This window comes from Chloracidobacterium sp., from assembly GCA_015075585.1.
Lineage (GTDB): Bacteria > Acidobacteriota > Blastocatellia > Pyrinomonadales > Pyrinomonadaceae > OLB17.
In genome coordinates this window covers 1749895-1771088 of record JABTUB010000001.1, presented here as the reverse complement: position 1 = coordinate 1771088, position 21194 = coordinate 1749895, and the positions used below count along the sequence as shown (strand labels likewise).

The following is a 21194-nucleotide window of genomic DNA, read 5'->3' as shown; positions in this document are numbered from 1 at the left end:
AACATTTGATGTGTGATATCGTATGTTGTCAAGAGCCGTTTGGTGGCTGCGATGAGAGAACTTTCACTCAGCAATTGTCGGATCGACCGTCGCTTCGAGGTGCGCCAAGCCCTCGGAAAGGGCAGCTATGCCGAGATCTATGTCGCGAGTGACGCCCTCGCGTCGCCGCAGTCGCCGCACAAACAGGTCGTTATCAAGGCTCTGAACGTATTTCTTCAGGATGATCTCGACCGTGATCTAGAACGTACTTTGGTCGAAAATTTTCAGAACGAGGCTCTCGCGCTAGATCGCGTCCGCCATCCCAATATCATCAGCCGCCTCGGCCACGGCACTGCCCGCGACCTTGCAGGAACGGTCTTTCACTATCTCGTGCTCGAGTATCTGTCGGGCGGAGATCTCCAGAATGCGGTGCGCAAGCGAGCTTTGCCCATCGATGCCGTATTCCGCTATGTCGAGCAGATATGTGCGGGCCTTGGTCATGCACATCGCAACGGCGTGATACATCGAGATATAAAGCCCCAGAACCTGCTTCTTACCGGTGATCTTGCTACTGTAAAGATCGCCGACTTCGGCGTTGCCAGATTTACGCTTGCAGATTCACCTATAACGCGTGTCGGTACGAATATCTACGCTCCGCCCGAGCACAGCCCGCTTTCTAGCGGGACCTATGAACCGTCGGATCTGACGCCGGCAGCGGATGTCTATTCGCTCGCGAAAACACTTTATACGCTCGTAACCCGCGAGGCACCCAGGCAATATTCCGGCCGGCCGATCACGGATCTGCCGGAAGAATTTCGATACGAGTCTTGGGCCGGTGCGTTGATCACTGTGCTGCGTCACGCAACCGCAGATCTGCCGTCAAGCAGGCCGCAAAGCGTTGATGCGTTCTGGGAGGAACTCAACGCGGTTTCGCTCTTGCTTGACGGAGCGGAACCCGAGACCGTTCTTCGACGCCGCGACAGTCTGCCGCAGGCACATGTTTCTCGCGGCTATACGCCGATCATACCGGCGCAGCCTGTCTTTGAGATAGAGCTGCCGCGAAGTCAACCTTTGTACCAGGCTCCCGTCAAAGAAGCCGCACCGATCTACTCGCCGTTGGCTCCGAAAGGGTCGGTGCACGCTCAAGCTGTGCGAGGATCGAGCGGCACGGCAACACCCGCGCCGAAGAAAAAGAACTTCCTGCGTGTCCTTGCTGTCTTTATCATTTTGGCGGCCAGTTTTGTAGGACTTTTGTTCGGCACGGCGCAATATATGCGTACAAAGGGAATCTTACCCTCGGTTGGTCTTCCCGGATCGAGCTATAAGACCGGCGTGGCAACAACGGACGTCTTTTTGCGTGCAGGCCCGAGCGCCGATAACCCAAAGGTCGGCCTCGTGACAAAGGACTCAAAGGTAAGAGTTGTAAATACGCAAAATAACTGGTATCAAGTTGAAGTGATACAGCAAGGCCGCGAAAGGAGCGGTTCCGATCAGCAGACAAAGGGCTGGCTTAACGGAAAGTACCTCGATATGGACGGCAATTAGGATGAGTGTTCTGGATAAGGTCAGGAGTTGGATAGACGGCGATTCGTCGGAACGTGTGCTCGAGCAGGCCGCCCGCGATGCGCAGGTCAAGCCGCATAGTAAGGCTGAGGAGTTCATCGTTGAGATCGCACGTGCAGTAGGATCTGTCATGCAGGCCGAAATGGTACCCTTACCGCAAGGTACGGTAATAATTCCAAGCGAATACACGATCTGCATGAGTGCCGAAGATGATAAGGATTGGCAGGGCGTTAAACGCCGCGGCCTTGAGCAAGGCCTTTATCACGTTCTTGCTTCACATGCTAAGGAACTCGCCGGAAAACGAAAGCTTGAAACACGGTCGTTCGTCATCGGATTTCGCATCGATGCTACGCTTGCAAAAGGCGACGTGAGCGTTCAGCACAGTTGGGATGACCCGGAAGCGAGTAAGACCGGCGTACTTGCACGTCCCGCGACGCAGCGAACTCAGGCGAACCCTCCGCAGGCGAGTATTCCCGCGGCCGGCAACGCAGAACGCGCAACGGTCGCAAGCCTAAAGGTTCCGACCTCAGAAGTGCGAAAACAAGCGATCATTCCGACGGATATGCCTGCCTCTCGCATCGAACAGGCACAGCCGCTGGAGGATTCGGAAGAAATGACGCGGGTGGCCACCCGCGCTAAAGAATTCTACCGCCTCGAGGTGTGGCGAAACGGTGTACGCCAAGCGGTTGTTCCCATCTACAAGGAGCAGGTCGTGGTCGGCAGAGGTTCCAAGTCGAAGCCGGTCGATATCACGCTGGCGGGTGATGTCGAGGTAAGCCGCCGTCACCTTTCGATCGGTGCTGACGGCAAGGGTGGTTTCTGGATCGTCAACGAGGGCAAGAATCCGGCAGCATTGGGAGATCGGGAGCTACCTGCGGGACAGCGCGTAGCCGTAACGCCCGGCACAATAATATCTGTTTGCAGCTACGCTCTGCGTATCCAGCTCTCATAGCCGGTTTCCAATTCACTCAGCACATCGTCTAACGTCTTGAGTGCCATCGCGACCACGCCTTCAGGATAGCCGAATTTGGCCGCGTTCGTGTCAAACTCATCACGATCGAGGATCTGTCTGCTGCCGTCAGCCCAAACGACGATATCTATGTCGAGATCGACGAAGTCTATGATTGAGCCGTTGAACGACGGCGGCATCGCGATGTTGAAGTAAGAATTGCGGAACGAGCCGTCGGGTTCTTCGAAGCGAAAAACGTTGTACCAACGATCAAGCCAAAAACGCTCGTATGATAATGTACCTCGAACGATCCGCCCAAGGTCAGGATGCTCGACCGTGTGTTCGAAGGTGCCCCGAACATCGAGCCGGTTCCCGTCGAACTTAACCAATTCACATTGCCAGGAGCGCCGAATACTCCCGTCATACTTCCGCGAATTGACAGTTATCACGCCGCAGTTTCCCTTATGCGTACCACGAGCACAGAGCAATGGGCATGGTTGACAACCGAACTGGAGACCGATCCGAGCAGGAGCCGCTCCCATCTTTTGTGTCCGTGCGAGCCGAGTACAATAAGGTCTGTTGAAAGTTCCTCGGCTGTCTCGACAATGCGGCTGCCGGGCGAGCCAAAGAGTATATCCGTCGTAACTTCAACACCCGCAAAAAAGGCTTTGAGCGAATCGGCGGCCTCTTCGACCGTCTTCGCGGCAAAGTCGCGTGCATTCTTTTCCAATTCCGTCGAGTCAGGCAGATATCCGCCGTATACTTCAACTGCTAGAGGCACGGCCATGTCCACGACGCTGATAACGTGTATAGAATCGCCACCCTTGAGGCTAAAGCTTTTCAGCATATCTCTTGCTGCTTCAGCATACTTTGTTCCGTCGATCGCAAGTAGCACTTTCATATATCAAAGTCTCCTCAATTCCGTGATTGTATCCCTAAAGCATCCTCGAATGCTATGGCCCGCCGCTCGTTATTCGTCTTTCGGTGCAGCGTCGGACTCATTTCGAGGGTATGCCTTCACCAGCTTTCTCAAAAGGTCGGCCAACACCATTCGCTCGGTCTCGGTAAGCCGGGCGAGGCTTGCAGACTCGAGGTCGATCCATTCGGCTTCGATCTTCTCGCGGATCCGGTAACCATTGTCCGTCAGATATACATTTGCTGATCGGCGATCCTCCTTGTTCTCCACCATGCGCACCAGCCCGATGGTTCTCAGCCCCTTGACCATTTTGTTGATCGTCGGGGCCGAGACCCCAAGCCGAGCGGCGAGGTCGATCTGCTTAAGGCCATCCTCTTTCCACAGCTCCAGCAAGACAAATGCCTGGCCGCTGTGAAGTCCGATCGAGACCATCTGCCGTTCGATCTTATTTCGAAAGGCGGTAGCAACGCGTGCCAGAAGGAAACTGACGGTGTCTTCAAAGTCTATACGGTCGTTCATAGTTTTTGAAATTGTCGATAGGCGGCTAAGATAAAAACATTAGCTCGCTGACGAAAAGTGCTTAGCCTGCTAATAAAATATCATTAGGAAGCTAACGAATAAAAGTTAGCGACGTGGGTTTTTATAATTAGCGGGGTAAATATGTCAATGGAACCGGCGGAAAAGTTGAAAAAGCTTCGAGACCTGCTGCTTAAGCAGCACAAATTACTGCTTGATCGAGAGCGAACCGCTTATGAACGGGCGAACGGAACGATCACCGCGGCGCAATATTTGAACCTGATCATCGAGGACCCGGCGTTCTCGTGGCTTCGAAAGTTCTCGATACTGATCGTGGAGATCGACGAGATGTTCGCATTGAAGGATGGTTTTGATGCTGAAATGGTGGCGGCAAACCTCGAGAAAGTGCAGGCTCTGGCAGCAATGGACGGCATTGACGGCGTCGATGATGTTTTTCGGGAGAAATACGGCGAGGCTGTTGCGTCAGTTAGCGACGTCAAGACTCTCGACACGGCCATGTGGCAGATCCTGCAGCAGTAATGCAAAAATGCCTGCTCCGCCCGTCTCTCTAGTGGACATTGGCGGAGCAGGACGGTTAGAAAACAATTCCGTTGATGTGCTTATGAAGCGGTGGAGATCAGCTCCGGCCGCTTTTTTTCCAATCAGCAAGGAAGTGTTCGAGGCCTTGGTCGGTCAGCGGGTGTTTTACGAGCTGCTGGATCACCTTGAATGGGATCGTGGCAACATCAGCACCGGCGAGCGAGCATTCCACTACATGCATCGGGTGCCGTATCGAAGCTGCTAAAACCTCAGTTGCGAAGCCGTAGTTGTCGTAGATCTGAACGATGTCGCGGATGAGCTGCATGCCGTCGTGCGCAATATCGTCAAGACGGCCTATGAACGGTGAAATGTAGTTTCCGCCGGCCTTTGCGGCAAGCAACGCCTGCGTAGGCGAGAAGCACAGCGTGAAATTGACCTTTATGCCTTCGCCACGCAGAATGCGGCAAGCTTTCAGCCCCTCAAGCGTAACCGGAAGTTTCACGACAACATTCTTTGCGATCTTCGCCAACGCACGGCCTTCTTTGACCATGCCGGGAGTGTCGAGTGCTGTCACTTCGGCCGAAACGTCGCCCTTGACGATCTTGCAGATCGCGGCGATATGCTTCTTGAAGTCAACATTGCCTTCCTTTGCGATCAAGCTCGGGTTCGTTGTTACGCCATCGACCATACCAAGGTCGTTGGCTTCTTTGATCTCGTCTAAATTTGCGGTGTCAATAAAGAATTTCATTGGTTTATAACCCTATTTCGTAGTATTCCGATACCTTCGATCTCCACTTCGCAGACATCTCCGGCCAATAGCTGTGAAACACCCGACGGTGTGCCTGTTGCGATAACATCACCCGGTAAAAGTGTCATCTGCCTTGATATGTATCGTACCAGAAAATCGACAGGGAACACCATTTGCGAGGTTCGTCCGTCCTGCTTGATCTCACCATTAACGCGGCACGTTACGCGAATGTCAATCGGGTCAATCTCCGTTTCGATCGCAGGGCCTATGGGGCAGAACGTGTCAAATGACTTGCCGCGCGTAAATTGAACGTCGTGACGCTGTATGTCACGCGCGGTCACATCGTTAATACAAGTAAAACCTTTAACGTACTCTCTAATATCGGTAGAATCGTCTAAATCTTTACAACGCTGTGAGATGACAACGCCAAGTTCACCTTCATGCTCCACTTGAACTGATTGCGCGGGGATCACGATATCCTCATCGCAACAGATAACTGCCGAAGGTGCTTTCAAAAATAACAGCGGAGCATCAGGCACTTTGTTCCCAAGTTCTGCGGCGTGTTCGGCATAGTTGCGGCCGACACAAACGATCTTTGACGGGGTCAGATGCTCGTTGATCGGTATTCTCATATTAGTTCTGCTACTGAGCGGTTTCTGAAACGATCTCTGAAGGTTCGCTTGTGTTTCCCGCAGTGTCGGTCGCAGTTATGTAGTAAAAATAGACCGCTCCTGGCATTACGGTCGTGTCTTGGAACGTATTCGTCTTGAGCAGATCCTTCGTCAGTAACGCCCATTCTTTCAGATCTTTCTTGTCGTCGGTTGAGCGGTAGATACGATATCCGGCAATGTCCTTTTCGGGGTTCACCGCGAAAAAGATCGAGATCACGCCGCGGCCGGCAGCAAGCGTGATCGCCTCGGGCGGGCTAGGCGCGAATGTATCTAAAGGTCTGATCGCAAGCACATTTGATTCCGAGCTTTCGATCGGTTCTGCCTGCTTGCCAACAGAAACAGCCCTGACAAAGTAGTAATACTGTTTGCCGAATTCAAAGTTCTCATCGCTATATTCGGTGTTGTTAACGGGGATCTCGTTAAGCAGCCGTGCAGGCTCCTTCTGCGAATTCGAACGATAGATATTATAGCCAACGATATTTGCCGGCGTTGACCCATCGATATTTGCTGCCGGGGCGGCCCAGCGAAGCGTAACAGCATCTTGCGAAAGCTCTGACGCCAATTTTTCTGGAGCAGAAGCCAACTCGGCGGTCGGTTCTATCAGCAGGAAATTCGAGTACGCAGCCTTTTGGCCGGACGCATTGACGAACCTGATCGCGTATCGCAGCCGAGCGGCTTGTCTGGCGAACTTCAGTTCGTCCTTGTACTGAAGCGTTTTTAGGCCAAAGTCAGCATCGGTGATCTTAAGTGATGCTATGACATTAGCACGGGCGGAGAATTCTTCTTCGGTAAGCGTGAGCGGAGATGAATCCGGCTCGGCAAGCCGGTAAATATCGGCTCGGTCGATGTACAGAATGCTGTTTTTCCCGGCATTTCGGGCAGGCATCTTCCAGGAAAGGATGACCTGTCCTCCTCTTTGAAATCCATTGATCTCGACGCGCTGTGCAACACGTTCTTTTGGAGGGATCGGTGGTTTTCTCTTGCCGCATCCGATCGCCGAAAGAACGAGCAGGACAAGGATAATGGCATGTTGGACGCCTTGCCGGTGCCCTCTGCCTTGAATTCCGCTCTTTAATGCCATTGTGTTCCTGTGCTTCTAAAGAATATATTGTCTAAGATCTTGATCTTCTATCAGGCCGTTCAAGCGCTCTTCAACAAAAGCGGCATTAATACGCTGTCTCTTTTGAGCAAGTTCGCCGCCTTCGAAGCTGATATCTTCAAGTAATTTCTCAACAAGTGTATGAAGTCGCCGCGCTCCGATATTCTCGGTCGCCTTATTGAGTTCTTCGGTCATCTCGGCAAGTTTGTCGATGGCATCTTCGGTGAACTCGAGTTCGATGCCTTCGGTGCCGAGCAGGGCTTGATATTGTTTTATGAGCGAATTCTTTGGCTGTATAAGGATACGCTTTAAGTCATCCACTGTAAGTGACTCTAATTCAACACGGATAGGGAAACGGCCCTGAAGTTCGGGGATGAGATCTGTCGGCTTTGCGACGTGGAAAGCACCGGCAGCTATGAACAGAATATGTTCCGTACTGATCAAGCCGTATTTCGTGTTTACATTCGTCCCTTCAACTATCGGCAGAAGGTCACGCTGAACGCCTTCGCGCGAGACGGCGGGGCCTTGCCCCGATTCTCGGCCGGCTATCTTGTCGATCTCGTCGAGAAATATGATGCCTGACTGTTCCGCGCTCCTTATCGCCTGCCGTGTGATCTGGTCAGCGTCTATCAGCGATTCCTGCTCATCACGCAGCATATACTCACGCGCCTCGTTCAACGCCATTTTTTTCGAGACGGTCTTTGACGGGAACATATTGCCGAGCATATCCCGCAGGTTTACGCCCATCTCTTCCATACCTTGGCCGCCGATAAAGTCGATCGTTGCGTTGGGACGTTCCTCAGTGTCGAAGTCGATCAAACGTTCGTCAAGTTCGCCGCGCCGCAGCTGCTCACGCAGCTTTTCGCGGGTCCGCTCGCGGCTCTTTTCCTTTTCCAACGCTTCGTTCTCATCCGAAGAGTATGAAGTTGACGGCGGCAGAAGAATATCCAGAAGCCTTTCCTCAACGTTCTTTTCGGCCTTTGGCTTTACTTCTTCGAATGCGGATTGTCGAGCCATATCGACCGCAACGTCAGCAAGCTCACGTATCATCGATTCGACGTCACGCCCGACGTACCCGACCTCGGTGAATTTTGACGCTTCGATCTTTATGAACGGAGAATTCGCGAGCCGTGCCAGACGTCTGGCGATCTCGGTCTTTCCGACGCCGGTCGAGCCGATCATCAGGATATTTTTCGGCAGGACGTCGCGTGCGATCTCGGGGTCCAGCTTTTGTCGGCGGACACGGTTGCGCAGAGCTACCGCAACGGCCTTTTTCGCGGCCGTTTGTCCGACAACGTAACGGTCAAGCTCAGCAACGATCTGACGCGGCGTCAGGTCGTCAAGTTTTGGTAGGACAGCGGCGGTTTCGCCGCCAAGATATATGGCCATTTGATCTCACTTGGAGCTTATCGTTGCCGATGCACGGACGGAAGAACACGGATCTGTCGGGCAGGGACAACAAACTTTGATCAAAGCTCCTCGACAATTATCGCAGAATTTGTGTAGATGCATATCTCGGCCGCGATATCGATCGATCTGCGAGCGATCTCGGCGGCTGAAAGATCCGTATTCCGCATCAATGCCCGTGCGGCCGCCAATGCGTACATACTGCCAGAACCGACCGAAAGCAGGCCGTCATCCGAAGCTATCACATCGCCTTTGCCCGATATTAGAAACGCGTCCGAGTTATCGGCGACGACAAGCAGTGCCTCAAGGTTACGCAAATATTTATCGAGGCGCCAATCCTTGCTCAGCTCAAAAGCCGCCCGCTCCAAGCGGCCTTGGTATTGCTCAAGCTTTTGTTCAAATCGACCAAGAAGGGCGAAGGCGTCTGCTGTCGATCCGGCAAATCCCGCGAGCACATTGCCATTCGATATTCGGCGGATCTTACGAGCTGATCCCTTAATGACGGCGTCTCCAAGCGTTACTTGCCCGTCCGCAGCCATTGCGGTCTTATCGTAACGCTTTACCATTAGAACGGTCGTAGAGCGGATATTAGCTCGTTCTGCATCTGACATAACGCTTATCATACGTAAAGGCCGAGCCTCTGTGCAATGTTCGCCGATTGACTAAACCGCCGCTTTAGCCCAACATTATTAGCTTATGGCACGGCGGCCTGTTATCGGCATTACAATGCGTCTTGAACTGCCTACGCGGCGGTTCTATTTGGGACGTGATTACTGCGAGGCCGTTGAGGCTGGCGGCGGGATACCGATGCATATCGGCTTGATCCCGAAGGCCGAGTACATATCGCAGGCAGTTGCCGTATTGGACGGCATTCTGCTGCCGGGCAGCAATACCGATGTGGATCCGCAGTTTTATGGTGAAGAACCGCATCATCGCCTTGGAACGGTAATTCCTGAAAAGGATGAGACCGATCGACTTGTACTGAAGGCCGCAGAAGAGTATGGGTTGCCGGTGCTCGGAATATGTTACGGTATGCAGGCACTTAACGTCTATCGCGGCGGGTCACTGATACAGGACATCGAATCGCAATCGCCCGGCAGTATAAAGCACGAGCAGGGATCTCCCCAAGATCGTAGCTCGCATAGCATAAAGGTCGATCCGGAGAGTCGATTGGCGAAATTGCCGACCATACGCGGGGCGCAAGGCCGTGTGCGTGTTAATTCCTCGCATCATCAGGCATTGAATGAGCTGGGGAGCGGTCTTAAGGCGACCGCATGGTCGCCGGACGGAATAATTGAAGCAGTTGAGGATCGTGATCCGGAGCGTTTTGTTTTGGGTGTGCAATGGCATCCGGAACTTACGGCAGTCAAGGATCCGTTTTCCGGAGAGATATTTGAGATGTTCATTAGAGAATGCCGCAAGCGGATGAATAAAGAAAGTTAAAGTATTACATTAGAAATTGTGATCCATAATAAGATCAATGATATAAATACTTTTGCCTAAGGACATACATTAACTATATTTGATGCGTGACAGATGAATAACCCGATAATAATTTGTATCGCCGGATGGTTTGTACCGGGCCTAGGGTACTTCGTGCAGGGAAAAGTGGTACGCGGTGCGATCATTGCCGGGGCGATCTGGCTTATGTTCTTGATCGCGGTCATCAGCGGTGGAGCATACTATCCGGGTTTTGATCTGAAGGACGGGGCTTTACTTTACCTCCTAAACGTTTTTGCAAGATTCGGCAACGGCCTCGGAGCAGTGATCAGTTACATTATCGCGGCAACTCCATCCAAAGATGTCGCTGCACTCGCAACGTTCGAGTACGGCGGACGGTTTCTTGAGGTCGCCGGACTCCTGAATTACCTTGCCGTGCTTGATTCGCTGGATATCAACCTGGGGCGAAAGAAATGATCCATTTTCTTTATCTTCTGCTATTCGCGTTCCTTGTCTCGCTCGTTTTCGGGGTTTTTGCCGACGGTACGACTAAAGATCGAGTGCTTTACGCCGCCAAATCGTTCCTTCAGTTCGTGGTCATCAGCCTTGCCCTCGCGTGGATCCTGTATTTTATTCCTTGGAAATAGAGAAGGGAATGTCGCTTATCGAGACGGAAAGCCTTGTACTGAAGACCTACGGCCTTTCAGAAGCTGACCGTATTGTAGTATTTCTCACACATGATCACGGCGTTATTCGCGGAGTGGCAAAGGGAGCCAAACGCCTGAAAAGCCGTTTCGGCAGTACTCTGGAACCTTTTTCGGAAGTGCGTCTCACATATTTTCAAAAGGACGCCGTCGAACTGGTTTCGATCAGGGATATTGAACTTCGACGGTCAGGGTTTCATATAGCCGGTAACCCGATGCTTTTGCAGCGGTTTGCATACCTGACAGAACTGCTGCTTATCTTCCTGCCGCCGCATGACCCGAATGAGAAGGTCTTTCGACTCGTACGCGAATGCTTTCGCGCGTCTGCGTCTGATAACGAAGAAGCGGCCGCGTTGACAGCATATTTTGAAATTTGGCTGTTGAAATTATCCGGCTTTATGCCGAACTGGAAGGACTGCGGACAGTGCGGTGAGGCGATCACGGACGTTGGACCGTGCGCTCTATTGCCGGACATGCACCTTAGTTGTTCGAAATGTTCGAGTGCAAGAGGGGCTCGGCCGTTGACCGGCGATCTTCCGAAAGCCTTCAGGGCCTCGCAGAGAATGGGCGTGGGTGATTTTATCGGGAGTGTTTCGAACAGCAGTTCGTTAAGTGAATTGATCGCCATTCTCGAACGCCTGTTGGAGCGGGCGGCAGGACGGTCATTGCCAAAGGAAACGTCTCTTGGTTTGGCAGATTAGTATGAGATTGTCAGGCTTGATATCGAAATATGTGATCCGAGCGGTGTTGCCGTATTTCGGATTTGCGTGGTTGTTATTGAGCGTTATTCTTTTCGTACAACAGGCGGGCCGTTTTGGCGAGATATTCTTTGACCTCGATATTCCCGGCGGTTTTGTATGGCAGCTTGCTGTTGCATTGATACCGAATGTCATTGCGTTCACGTGCCCTATGGCTGTGCTGGTCGGCACGGCGATCGGGATTTCGAAGCTTCGTGCCGACCGAGAACTTATCGCAATGCGGGCAGCCGGAATAAGCAATATACAGATCGGCTTACCGGTACTGCTGATCGGTGTCGTCCTTTCGTTTTTTGCTCTAGTTGTCAATCTTAAGGGCGTGCCGCTCGCGGCCGCTTTGGTTCGTACGGTCGTCCTTCAATCAACCATAAAAAAACTCGAATCACCCATCGAGCCGGGAACATTCAATACCGATCTCGGCGGCTTTACGATGTATGTTCGCGAAGGTGACAAAGATGCAGGCGTCTGGAAAGGAATTTTCATCTATCAGGAAGACTCAGAGCGTAACCTCACGCGAGTAATAACGGCCGGATCCGGAAAGATAGATTTTACCGATCAGCGTTCTGAACTTGTCCTTGATGATGCGCGCGTAACCACACTTCCGAAAGACGGCAGCGTTGCCGTGACGACGGAGAATATTGACGGGATCAGGCTCGCGATAAACACACGCCGCAGCGATCTGATCGAGCGTTTGACGAGTGCCAACGCAATTCCCGAGGAGATGGGCCTAAGCGAACTGGGTTCTTACGCAGCATCGCAGGACGGTTCGCAGCGGATCGAGGCACAGCTTCTATTGCAGCGGAGGATCACGCTGTCGATAGCTCCTCTGATGCTTTGCCTACTGGGGCTCTCTGCCGCACTGCGATTCGACCGCGGCGGCAAGGGTTTTGGCGGAACGCTGGCGGCACTTGCCCTTGTCGGCTATTACCTTGTTACGTTCGGAGCCGAGCAGCTTGTGCGTATCGGATCTTTGCCGGTATGGCTTGCCGCTGCGACACCTGCGGCAGCAAGCTTGGCGGTCAGCCTTTATTTCGGTCTTTCAAGATCGAGCTTGGCCTCATTCGAATTTCGATTACCTTTTGCGGGCATTTTTTCCCGAGCAACAAAGGTACGCTCGCGGGATATACTTGTCGATCTGACGACCGGTATCCGCGATATGGAGATTCTCGTAACGCTTCTGAAGTACTTCATCATCTCGGCGGCGCTTCTCGGGTTCGTCTTTGTTGTATTCACTGTTTTTGAACTTTGGCGATATGTCGGTGCGATGTCGGGCGGTTATTGGCTTCTGATCAAATATTTGATATTTCTGATGCCGTTCGTATATCTCCAATTGGCTCCGGCAGCCGTGCTTGTGAGCGTATTAGCCACCTATGTTGTGAAGTCGCGTCAAAACGAGATCGTTACATGGATCGCTGCGGGACAGAGTACCTATAGGCTTCTCGTGCCTGGGCTTGTGTTCGCAATGATCGTCGGCGTGTTCGGCTTTGCTGTTCAGGAGTTAGTAGCACCCACGACTAATCGGATACAAGATCTGCTTAGGATCGAGATACGAAGCGGTAGGGCAGCAAGCGATCAGCCGACGAGAGTCTGGGCAGAAAGCGGTGATCGTATATATTCTTTCATCATTACCGGCCCGACTCAAAAGAAGAGGACACTCGCACAAGAGCAGCGTTTCGACGGAAGTCGCGACGATACCGTTGCATCTAAGCCGCCCGGAGCAGGCGGCGCGGAAAACAGCCTGTTAGCTTTGGCGATACCTGCCTATTCTTCAGGCATCTGGAGCAACATAATACTTGCGTCTGATAACGAAGAAAGTGATCCCTCCTGCGTTTACCCATGCGTGCGTGATGTCTATGTTTACCAACTTGACGGCAACAACAACCGGTTGCAAGGTGTGTACCACGGCAGTAGCGCGATGTGGGTGAGTGGAAAGGTGGTTTTGCGCGGGGAAGTTTCAGAGACGGCGGTTCGTGACGGGATCGTCAGAACACAGTCGAATGGCGGGGCGGAATTTGCCGAGGCTGTCGATCCGTTCCTTTTTGAAACAGCTAAACCGGCGGAGATGGGGCTTAAGCAATTGATCGCCAAGCGGCGCAGTGCGGATGCGGAGTCCGAAAGGAATTCTGCCGATCTTGCGGTGCAGAAGCGGTACTCGACGCTGTTCGTGCCACTGATAATCGGGCTTCTTGCCGCGCCGTTTGCTCTTTCGATCCGGCAGATGCGGAATGTCGAACGTATAACGGTCGCCGTCGGAGCATGGCTGCTCTTTATCGGCGTATTGAATTTATTCGGCCAGTTCGGCGAGTCGGGCCGAATGTCTGCGTTCGCAGCGGTTTGGCTGCCTGTTATTATTTTCGGTTTTCTGGGATGCTATTTTATTTTCAGGATGCGGACATGAGGCGTCTATGATGACGTGGAATGTAAAAAGGCCCGCCTAGATGAGCGGGCCTTTTCCTTTTGGTCTGTACTGCGATCAAGTTCCGGTTTCCCAACTCGACATATATTCGAGCATTTCCGGGGTCAGTTCGTCGATCGAAATACCCATTGCACGCAATTTTAGCGAAGCGATCTCTTGATCGACCTCGGCAGGAAGGACATGAACGCCCTTCTCGAGCTTGCCTTTATTTTTTACAAGGTATTCAGCCGAGAGGGCTTGGTTCGCGAACGACATATCCATGACCGAGGCGGGATGGCCTTCCGCGGCGGCCAGATTGATCAAACGGCCTTCGCCAAGAACGATAACGCTCTTGCGATCGTCCTTGAAACGATATTCTTCAACAAAAGGACGCCGTGTAACTGCCGGCTGCGACATCTCGCGGAGGGCATCGAGATTGAGTTCGAGGTCGAAGTGTCCGCTGTTGCAGACGATCGCTCCGTCCTTCATAACTTCGAAGTGCTCCTTGTCGATAACGTGCCGGTTGCCCGTGACCGTGACAAAGAAATCGCCGATCTTTGCTGCTTCCTTCATCGGAAGTACGCGGAAGCCGTCCATAACGGCCTCGATCGCTTTGATCGGGTCGATCTCTGTAACGACAACATTGGCTCCGAGTCCGCGTGCACGCATCGCGACGCCCTTACCGCACCAGCCGTATCCGACCGTGACGAGCGTCTTGCCCGCGAGCAGAATGTTGGTCGCGCGGATGACGCCGTCGAGCGTTGACTGGCCCGTGCCGTAGCGGTTATCGAAAAAGTGTTTGGTCTGTGCATCGTTAACTGCGATCGAAGGGAAAGTAAGCACACCCGCTGCCACCATCGCCTTTAGGCGGACAATGCCTGTCGTCGTTTCTTCGGTCGTGCCGATGAGATTCGCGATCAGTTCGGGCTTTTCCTTGATCATCGTTGCGACGACATCGGAGCCGTCGTCGATGATGAGGTTCGGATTTGTATCAAGTGCCGCTTTAACGTGGCGAACGTAAGTGTCCGTCGATTCGCCCTTGATCGCCATGACCGGAATATTCCAGTCGGCAACGAGTGAAGCCGCGACGTCATCCTGTGTTGAGAGCGGATTCGAAGCAATGAGCAACGCTTCGGCGCCGCCTGCCTGCAGCGTGCGAGCCAAGTTTGCCGTCTCGGTAGTGATATGTGCACAGGCAACGAGCTTTACGCCCTCGAGAGGACGCTCTGCCGCGAAGCGCTCACGGATAAGTCGAAGAACGGGCATTTCGCGATCTGCCCATTCGATACGCTGCTTGCCCTGCGGCGCAAGGTTGATATCCTTGATGTCGTATTGCATTGCGGTTACCGGATCAGCCATTTGTCCCAACTCCTCTTTCTGCACCGGAGCGAAGGGCTTCGGCCTTGTCCGTCCTTTCCCATGTGAAACCGTCGCCCTTACGTCCGAAGTGGCCGAAACGTGCTGTGGCCTTATAGATCGGCCGACGGAGCTCGAGTGTCTCGATGATCGCCTTGGGCGTGAGCGTGAAATTCTCGCGAACAAGATCGGCAATGCGTTCGTCATCGATCGTACCGGTACCATGACTGTCGATATAGACCGAGACGGGTTCGGCGACGCCGATAGCATAAGCCAACTGGACGGTGCACTTATCCGCAAGGCCGGCAGCTACGATATTTTTGGCGATATAGCGTGCCATGTATGCCGCCGAGCGATCAACCTTCGTCGGATCCTTTCCCGAGAACGCACCGCCGCCGTGCGGAGCATAGCCGCCGTAGGTATCGACGATGATCTTACGTCCGGTAACGCCTGCGTCACCCATCGGGCCGCCGATGACGAACTTGCCGGTCGGATTGATGTGATATTTCGTATTCTCGTCAATCATGTTCGCAGGCACGACGGGCTTGATCACATGCTCCATTATGTCCGAGCGGATATCCTCGATATCGATGTCGGCAGTTTGTGTTGAGATAACCACTGCCTCCACACGGAACGGCTTTCCGTCGCGATACTCGATCGAGACCTGTGATTTGCCGTCGGGGCGAAGGTAAGGGATCGTGCCGTTGCGGCGAACATCGCTCAAACGCCGTGTCAGATCGTGAGCCATCTGGATCGGCATCGGCATCAATTCGGGAGTTTCGTTGCACGCAAAACCGAACATCAAACCCTGATCACCTGCTCCGCCGGTGTCCACACCTTGCGAGATGTCAGGCGACTGCGTGCCAATTGCGTCGATCACGGAACACGTATTCGAATCGTATCCGAATTCGGCATTGTTGTAGCCGATCTCCTCGATCGTTTTGCGAATGACATCTTTATAATCGATCCTCGCTTTCGTCGTGATCTCTCCCGCAACGACCGCCATGCCGGTGGTTACAAGCGCTTCGCACGCAACGCGGCCGTTCGGGTCTTGTTCGAGGATCGCGTCGAGAATGGCGTCGCTGATCTGATCGGCGATCTTGTCCGGATGGCCCTCAGTCACCGATTCCGATGTGAATAGAAAATTTCCGTTGCTCAATTTATTTTAATACTCCTCTAAAGGTATGGACTCAGTCATTCGACTTGTGGCAAAACTAAAATAATAGTCTGAACCGATGACGCTGTCAAAGTAGCCGAATAGGACCGCACATTTATTTTGGCGGTACTAATTTACCGGAATGTGATACGGTAATTGAAAAAGGGGCCTCACAATCATGGATAGAGAATCGAATGCCAAAGCATTCAAGATGGCGGATGTCAGCGATGTTCGCGATATCAATGAAACTGTTTTCCTCCATTTGATCCGCGATCGGCAGCCGATATCCCGAGCCGACCTCAGTAAGTTCACAGGACTTCGAGCGGGTACGGTTTCAGCGATCGTCAATCGTCTTATAAAGAACGACCTTGTTTACGAAGGCGTCGAGGGTCCATCAAGCGGCGGCCGTCCTCCGAAATACCTTCACATCAATGCGGATTCGATCTACGTGTTGGCGATAGACATCGGCGTTATTGACACGGTCTGTGCGGTCAGCGATTTTAACGGCCGAATTCTGATACGCGACGTTATCAAGACCGAAGGTCGTCCCGAGACGTTTTTTGAAGACCTTTGCAGACGCATAGATAAACTTGTCGGTGAAGGACAGCTTCGCGAGAGGCTCCGAGCCGTCGGCGTGAGTGTTCCGGGCCTTATCGACAGAGTGACCGGCGTTCTGAGTGTTTCGCCGAACTTGGAGTGGGCGGATGTTCCGATCCGCGCCATCCTTGAAAAGCATTGTGATCTTCCCGTATTCGTTGAGAATGATGCGAATGCCGCGGCATTCTCCGAACTCTGGTACGGGCCTCTGAGCGAAGCCAACATCCGCACACTCCTTTATATCCTCGTCGTGGAAGGTCTTGGCACGGGCCTTATTATCAACGGTCAACTCCACGTCGGGTCGAGGCACGGCCTCGGCGGGTTCGGCCATATGAGCATCGACCCGAAAGGAGAGTTATGTTCATGCGGACGCCGCGGTTGCTGGGAAACCGTTGCATCCGAACGTGCGACCGTTGAGCGATATCATCGCGTAACGGCAAAACAAGGCTTGCCGATGTTAAGCCTGCAGGGGATCATCGATCTCGCAAAACGCGGCGACCCGATGGCGGTCGAATCCCTAAAGGTAACCGGTGAATATCTCGGGCAGGGAGTCAGCAACCTTGTTCACGGCATATACCCCGAAGCTGTCGTCATCGGCGGTGCGATAACGGAAGCCTGGGATCTGATCGAACCTCTTATTACAAAAGAGTTGGCGAGTAAATATCTTGAGTCGCCGGGGATGGTTACCGTTCGGCCGGCGAGTGTCGAGAGGCCGAGTCTTTATGGTGCGATCCCGATCGCGTTTCGAAATTACTTCCGTTCGCCGGCACGGCCACTGTTGCGAGCTCCCGGCACAATTTGATCAGAGGGGAATTTCTCTTATTGACTATTATGCCGAATTCTGCATATACTACTTTCTCAACGGTTACGAAAAAGTTTTTTGTATTGAAATTAGGAAATGGGCGAGATCCAAACGCGATCGTTCTATTCCGAAAAGGCCGGCGGAGACCTTTCATATTCGATCTATCTGCCGAATAAAGAAGGTCCGAGCAAAAATGGCAAGATCGTATATCTGCTTCACGGCTTGTTCGGAAGCTCAGCGAACTGGTTTGACCTGACAACGATCTTTGATTGCGGGAACGACCCTGGCGTCACGGTCGTGATGCCGGATGCGGGTGACAATTGGTACACGGATCGGCCGGGTGCGATGTTCGAGACGCTAATATCCGAGGACCTTGTCGGGCACGCCGAGGGAAGCGGTCGTCAGGCGGCCGGCCGGATCATTGCCGGCATCTCGATGGGCGGCTACGGCGCACTTAAAATAGCGTTTCTTCATCCTGAGCGGTTCGAGTTGGCAGCGGCATTCAGCGGAGCGTTCCACGCGGCATCGCTCAATGAGCATAGAAGCGGCGATGTGACCGAGATCGAACCTTCGATCAAGGACGTATTCGGCAATATGTCCGCCGCCGAGATCGAACGAAACGACCTGTTCCGCTTGGTCGCCAAGGTAGATGCCGCGGCAGCAAGGCTTCCAAAGATCTACTTTGACTGTGGAACAGATGACAGCTTTATCGGCGTGAACCGCGAATTTCATCAACTGTTGACAGAGAATGGGATCGCACACGAGTTTCGCGAACGGCCCGGCGGCCATGATTGGGATTATTGGGATAAGAACGTAGGAGCGTTTCTGCGGAATGCAGCTGCCGGAAGGTTCGACAGGCCTTTTCGCGATCGAGATCAAAGAAAAAATTAGGATTTTCCGCTTATTAGCGGCTTTGTTCGAAGACTTTGTCAACGCCTAAGAGGAAGTTCAGAAAAGAGTGAGGATGAAAATATGCAGCTGACCGCGATAGATCAGATCATTGTTGTTCTTTATCTTGCGATCATTATGAGCATCGGCTTTGCCATGAAGCGCAAAGCTGCCAAAGGAATGTCGTCCTACTTTCTCGGCGGCCGCCAACTGCCTTGGTGGGCTTTGGCGATGTCCGGCTCGTCAAGCTATTTCGATATCACGGGAACGATGTGGATCGTCTCGACCTTTATTGCACTCGGGTTAAAGGGAATGTGGGTCCACATGCTTTGGGGTTTTCCGATCACGGCATTCTATCTCGCATACATGGGAAAATGGATACGCCGATCTGACGCTATGACAGGGGCAGAGTGGATGAAAACACGGTTCGGTACCGGCAAGGCCGGCGATATCGCGCGTTTATCCTACACACTTTTTGCGATCCTTACGATCTCGGCACTTCTCGGTTACAGTGCTATCGGTATGGGCAAATTCGGCGCGATCTTTCTGCCATTCTCGCCCACGGTGTGTGCATTTTTGATACTCGGTGTTACCGGTTTGTATGTGGTCCTTGGCGGATTTCACGGTATCGTGCGGGTTGAGATCGTTCAAACGATCGTTCTCAGTGCGGGTGCCATCGTCTTTGCCATAATCGGTTATTTGCACTTTGATGCGGCAGTTTTTGCCTCGAAGATTCCGAACGGTTGGAATGACATCATTCCGTCGTGGCGGCCCGAGGCGTTCCAGGGGCTTATTACAGGCGGAACCGACTATTCGCTATTCGGTGCATTAGTGGCGGTTTGGGTGGCCAAGGGCCTGCTGCTTTGTTTGAGCGGCCCCGAACAGTTGTACGATTTTCAACGCTTTCTCGCCGCCCGCGATGAGCGTGACGCCTCAAAACTCGGTGCTCTGTGGGGCATCATTCATACGGTTCGGTGGCCGTTCGCAATGGCGATCGCGGTTATGGCGATCATGGGGATCGGCAATCCGGATCTGGATGCAAAGCTTGTAAAGGATCCTGAGACCGCATTGCCGTTGATCATTGGTTCGATGCTGCCGGTCGGGCTTGTCGGATTCATGCTTGCGGCACTTCTATCCGGCTTTCTGGCGACGTTCAGTTCAACGGTCAACGGCGGTGCCGCATATCTCGTTAAGGATGTCTATCAGCGTTACCTGAATCCCGACGCGGACAGCAAACGGCTCGTCCGCGTCAGCTATGTTTCATCGGCACTGCTGATCATCATCGGCCTGATAATTTCAATTTTCGGAACGTCGATCAATACTGCATTTCTTTGGATATTCGGGACGCTGGCCGCGGGTATCTTGCCGCCGAACGTCCTCAGGTGGTATTGGTGGAGGCTCAACGGCCAAGGTTACGCAGCCGGTATCTTCGGCGGAATGGTGTTGTCGCTCGGTCAGGTTTTTGTGGACACCGTTTACCTTGATGAGCCGCTTCCGCTCTATATCGGGTTTCCGGTGATCGCATTGGCATCGACGATGATTACGATCTTTGTTTCACTCTCAACAGAGCCGACGGATATGAGCACATTGAAGACCTTTTACAGGAAGGTGCAGCCTGCCGGTTTTTGGAGCAAACCGAAAGCTTTGGTAATGGAAGAAGAGCCGAGCTTCAGAAAACAAAGCCCGTTCCGGCGTGATCTTTTCAATACGCTCGTAGCAATGACCGGTATCACCGCACTTTACCTGTCAATGCTTTACCTGGTGCTCAATCGTCACGCCGCAGGTTTCACTTTGCTCGCGACGACGGTCGTTTCGACCGTGATCCTCTATTTTACATGGTATCGGAACCTGCCGCCGCCGCGTGACCCGAACTCGATCCACGATGATCTCGACCATCTGACAGGCACGGAGGAAGCATGAGGTTTGACAACAAAGTGATCATGGTAACGGGCGGTGCTCTCGGCATCGGCAGGGCGGCGTGCGAAATATTTGCGGAGCGCGGCGGTGCCGTTTCGATAGTTGATCGTGATGAGCCAGCCGGCCGTGAATTATTCGAGACGATCACAGCAGCAGGCGGCAACGCGATATACAGTAAAGCCGATGTGTCGCGGTCGGCCGAACTTGACGCGGCGGCAGCGAGAACATGCGAGATCTTCGGCGGTATTGATGCCCTTGCGGTTAGTGCGGGCATTCAGCGTTATGGGACGGCCTTGACAACGGACGACGCTCAGTGGGACGAGGTATTGGATGTGAACTTACGCGGTGCATGGAATGCAGCCCGCGCCTGCCTTCCGTACATCAAGAAGCGTGGTAAAGGAGCGATCGTAAATGTGTCGTCAGTGCAGGCCTTGGCAAGCCAGCAGAATGTGCTCGCTTATACCGTGAGCAAGCATGCGTTGCTTGGACTGACCCGCTCGATCGCGATGGACTTCGCCGCGGATAACATCCGGTGCAATGCGGTTTGCCCGGGAACGGTGGACACGCCGATGCTTCGATGGGCAGCGTCGCTTGATCCTGATCCGCAGTCGGTCTATGACGCCTGCAACGGGATGCATCCGCTCGGCCGGATCGCGCAGCCGCGCGAGATCGCCGAGGTTGTCGCATTTCTTGCCCATGACAGTGCATCTTTTGTTACAGGCAGTGTCTGGACCGCCGACGGCGGGCTTTTGACACAGATCGGCGGTGTGCCGCGGGCAGAACAGTAATTATTTGG

22 protein-coding genes are annotated in these 21194 nt (G+C 53.2%); 12 read left to right on the top strand and 10 right to left on the bottom strand.

Features of this window, described 5'->3' with window-relative positions:
• Positions 1-51 precede the first annotated feature (51 nt).
• Complete coding sequence (locus HS105_08175) at positions 52-1524, top strand: protein kinase (GenBank protein ID MBE7516565.1); 1473 nt, start codon at positions 52-54, stop codon at positions 1522-1524.
• A 1-nt stretch (position 1525) separates the two neighbouring features.
• The gene (locus HS105_08170) at positions 1526-2494 is read left to right on the top strand and encodes an FHA domain-containing protein (protein ID MBE7516564.1); all 969 of its coding nucleotides are present in this window, start codon (positions 1526-1528) and stop codon (positions 2492-2494) included.
• Here HS105_08170 and HS105_08165 read toward each other — a convergent pair.
• From HS105_08165 to HS105_08155, 3 genes are all read right to left on the bottom strand, one after another.
• Positions 2467-2880: a DUF402 domain-containing protein gene (locus HS105_08165; protein MBE7516563.1), complete on the bottom strand. Its 414-nt coding sequence runs from the start codon at positions 2878-2880 to the stop codon at positions 2467-2469. The two genes, HS105_08170 and HS105_08165, sit on opposite strands and share 28 nt — an antisense overlap.
• A 56-nt stretch (positions 2881-2936) precedes the next feature.
• A complete protein-coding gene (locus HS105_08160) occupies positions 2937-3392 on the bottom strand; it encodes a universal stress protein (protein MBE7516562.1) in 456 nt (151 codons plus the stop codon).
• Between the two features lie 69 nt (positions 3393-3461).
• The gene (locus HS105_08155) at positions 3462-3926 is read right to left on the bottom strand and encodes a winged helix-turn-helix transcriptional regulator (GenBank protein MBE7516561.1); all 465 of its coding nucleotides are present in this window, start codon (positions 3924-3926) and stop codon (positions 3462-3464) included.
• A 141-nt stretch (positions 3927-4067) separates the two neighbouring features.
• Here HS105_08155 and HS105_08150 point away from each other — a divergent pair, with 141 nt between their 5' ends.
• The gene (locus HS105_08150; GenBank protein ID MBE7516560.1) at positions 4068-4463 is read left to right on the top strand and encodes a hypothetical protein; all 396 of its coding nucleotides are present in this window, start codon (positions 4068-4070) and stop codon (positions 4461-4463) included.
• Positions 4464-4560: 97 nt separating this feature from the next.
• On the opposite strand, the gene fsa is transcribed toward HS105_08150, so the two are convergent.
• The 5 genes from fsa to hslV form a co-directional block, all read right to left on the bottom strand.
• Entirely contained in the window at positions 4561-5211 is a 651-nt protein-coding gene (gene fsa / locus HS105_08145; protein ID MBE7516559.1) for a fructose-6-phosphate aldolase, read from the bottom strand.
• Positions 5208-5843, bottom strand: a complete 636-nt coding sequence (locus HS105_08140) for a fumarylacetoacetate hydrolase family protein (protein MBE7516558.1) — start codon at positions 5841-5843, stop codon at positions 5208-5210. The genes fsa and HS105_08140 overlap by 4 nt, the downstream gene beginning before the upstream one ends.
• Before the next feature lie 10 nt (positions 5844-5853).
• Positions 5854-6963 (bottom strand): hypothetical protein, encoded by a 1110-nt coding sequence (locus HS105_08135; protein ID MBE7516557.1) that lies wholly within the window; start codon positions 6961-6963, stop codon positions 5854-5856.
• A 15-nt stretch (positions 6964-6978) separates the two neighbouring features.
• The gene (gene hslU / locus HS105_08130) at positions 6979-8370 is read right to left on the bottom strand and encodes an ATP-dependent protease ATPase subunit HslU (GenBank protein MBE7516556.1); all 1392 of its coding nucleotides are present in this window, start codon (positions 8368-8370) and stop codon (positions 6979-6981) included.
• 80 nt (positions 8371-8450) lie between these two features.
• Positions 8451-8999 (bottom strand): ATP-dependent protease subunit HslV, encoded by a 549-nt coding sequence (gene hslV, locus HS105_08125; GenBank protein ID MBE7516555.1) that lies wholly within the window; start codon positions 8997-8999, stop codon positions 8451-8453.
• 85 nt (positions 9000-9084) lie between these two features.
• On the opposite strand from hslV, the gene HS105_08120 reads away from it, so the two are divergent.
• From HS105_08120 to HS105_08100, 5 genes are all read left to right on the top strand, one after another.
• Positions 9085-9831, top strand: coding sequence for a gamma-glutamyl-gamma-aminobutyrate hydrolase family protein (locus HS105_08120; protein MBE7516554.1), 747 nt, complete (start codon positions 9085-9087; stop codon positions 9829-9831).
• Positions 9832-9924: 93 nt separating this feature from the next.
• Complete coding sequence (locus tag HS105_08115; protein MBE7516553.1) at positions 9925-10305, top strand: hypothetical protein; 381 nt, start codon at positions 9925-9927, stop codon at positions 10303-10305.
• On the top strand, positions 10302-10475 hold the full coding sequence (locus tag HS105_08110) for a hypothetical protein (GenBank protein ID MBE7516552.1): 174 nt from the start codon (positions 10302-10304) through the stop codon (positions 10473-10475). The genes HS105_08115 and HS105_08110 overlap by 4 nt, the downstream gene beginning before the upstream one ends.
• 8 nt (positions 10476-10483) lie before the next feature.
• Positions 10484-11233: a DNA repair protein RecO gene (gene recO, locus HS105_08105; protein MBE7516551.1), complete on the top strand. Its 750-nt coding sequence runs from the start codon at positions 10484-10486 to the stop codon at positions 11231-11233.
• Between the two features lies 1 nt (position 11234).
• A complete protein-coding gene (locus tag HS105_08100) occupies positions 11235-13685 on the top strand; it encodes a YjgP/YjgQ family permease (GenBank protein ID MBE7516550.1) in 2451 nt (816 codons plus the stop codon).
• A 75-nt stretch (positions 13686-13760) separates the two neighbouring features.
• Here HS105_08100 and HS105_08095 read toward each other — a convergent pair whose 3' ends face one another.
• Both HS105_08095 and HS105_08090 read right to left on the bottom strand, forming a co-directional pair.
• Positions 13761-15041 (bottom strand): adenosylhomocysteinase, encoded by a 1281-nt coding sequence (locus HS105_08095; GenBank protein ID MBE7516549.1) that lies wholly within the window; start codon positions 15039-15041, stop codon positions 13761-13763.
• A complete protein-coding gene (locus tag HS105_08090) occupies positions 15034-16197 on the bottom strand; it encodes a methionine adenosyltransferase (GenBank protein ID MBE7516548.1) in 1164 nt (387 codons plus the stop codon). Before HS105_08090 ends, HS105_08095 begins: the two co-directional genes overlap by 8 nt.
• Positions 16198-16372: 175 nt before the next feature.
• Between HS105_08090 and HS105_08085 the strand changes: the two genes are divergently transcribed.
• The 4 genes from HS105_08085 (at position 16373) to HS105_08070 (ending at position 21186) form a co-directional block, all read left to right on the top strand.
• Positions 16373-17593: an ROK family transcriptional regulator gene (locus tag HS105_08085; GenBank protein ID MBE7516547.1), complete on the top strand. Its 1221-nt coding sequence runs from the start codon at positions 16373-16375 to the stop codon at positions 17591-17593.
• 96 nt (positions 17594-17689) lie between these two features.
• A complete protein-coding gene (locus HS105_08080) occupies positions 17690-18484 on the top strand; it encodes a hypothetical protein (GenBank protein MBE7516546.1) in 795 nt (264 codons plus the stop codon).
• Positions 18485-18565: 81 nt separating this feature from the next.
• Complete coding sequence (locus HS105_08075; protein ID MBE7516545.1) at positions 18566-20401, top strand: hypothetical protein; 1836 nt, start codon at positions 18566-18568, stop codon at positions 20399-20401.
• Entirely contained in the window at positions 20398-21186 is a 789-nt protein-coding gene (locus tag HS105_08070) for an SDR family oxidoreductase (protein MBE7516544.1), read from the top strand. The genes HS105_08075 and HS105_08070 overlap by 4 nt, the downstream gene beginning before the upstream one ends.
• Positions 21187-21194: the final 8 nt, after the last annotated feature.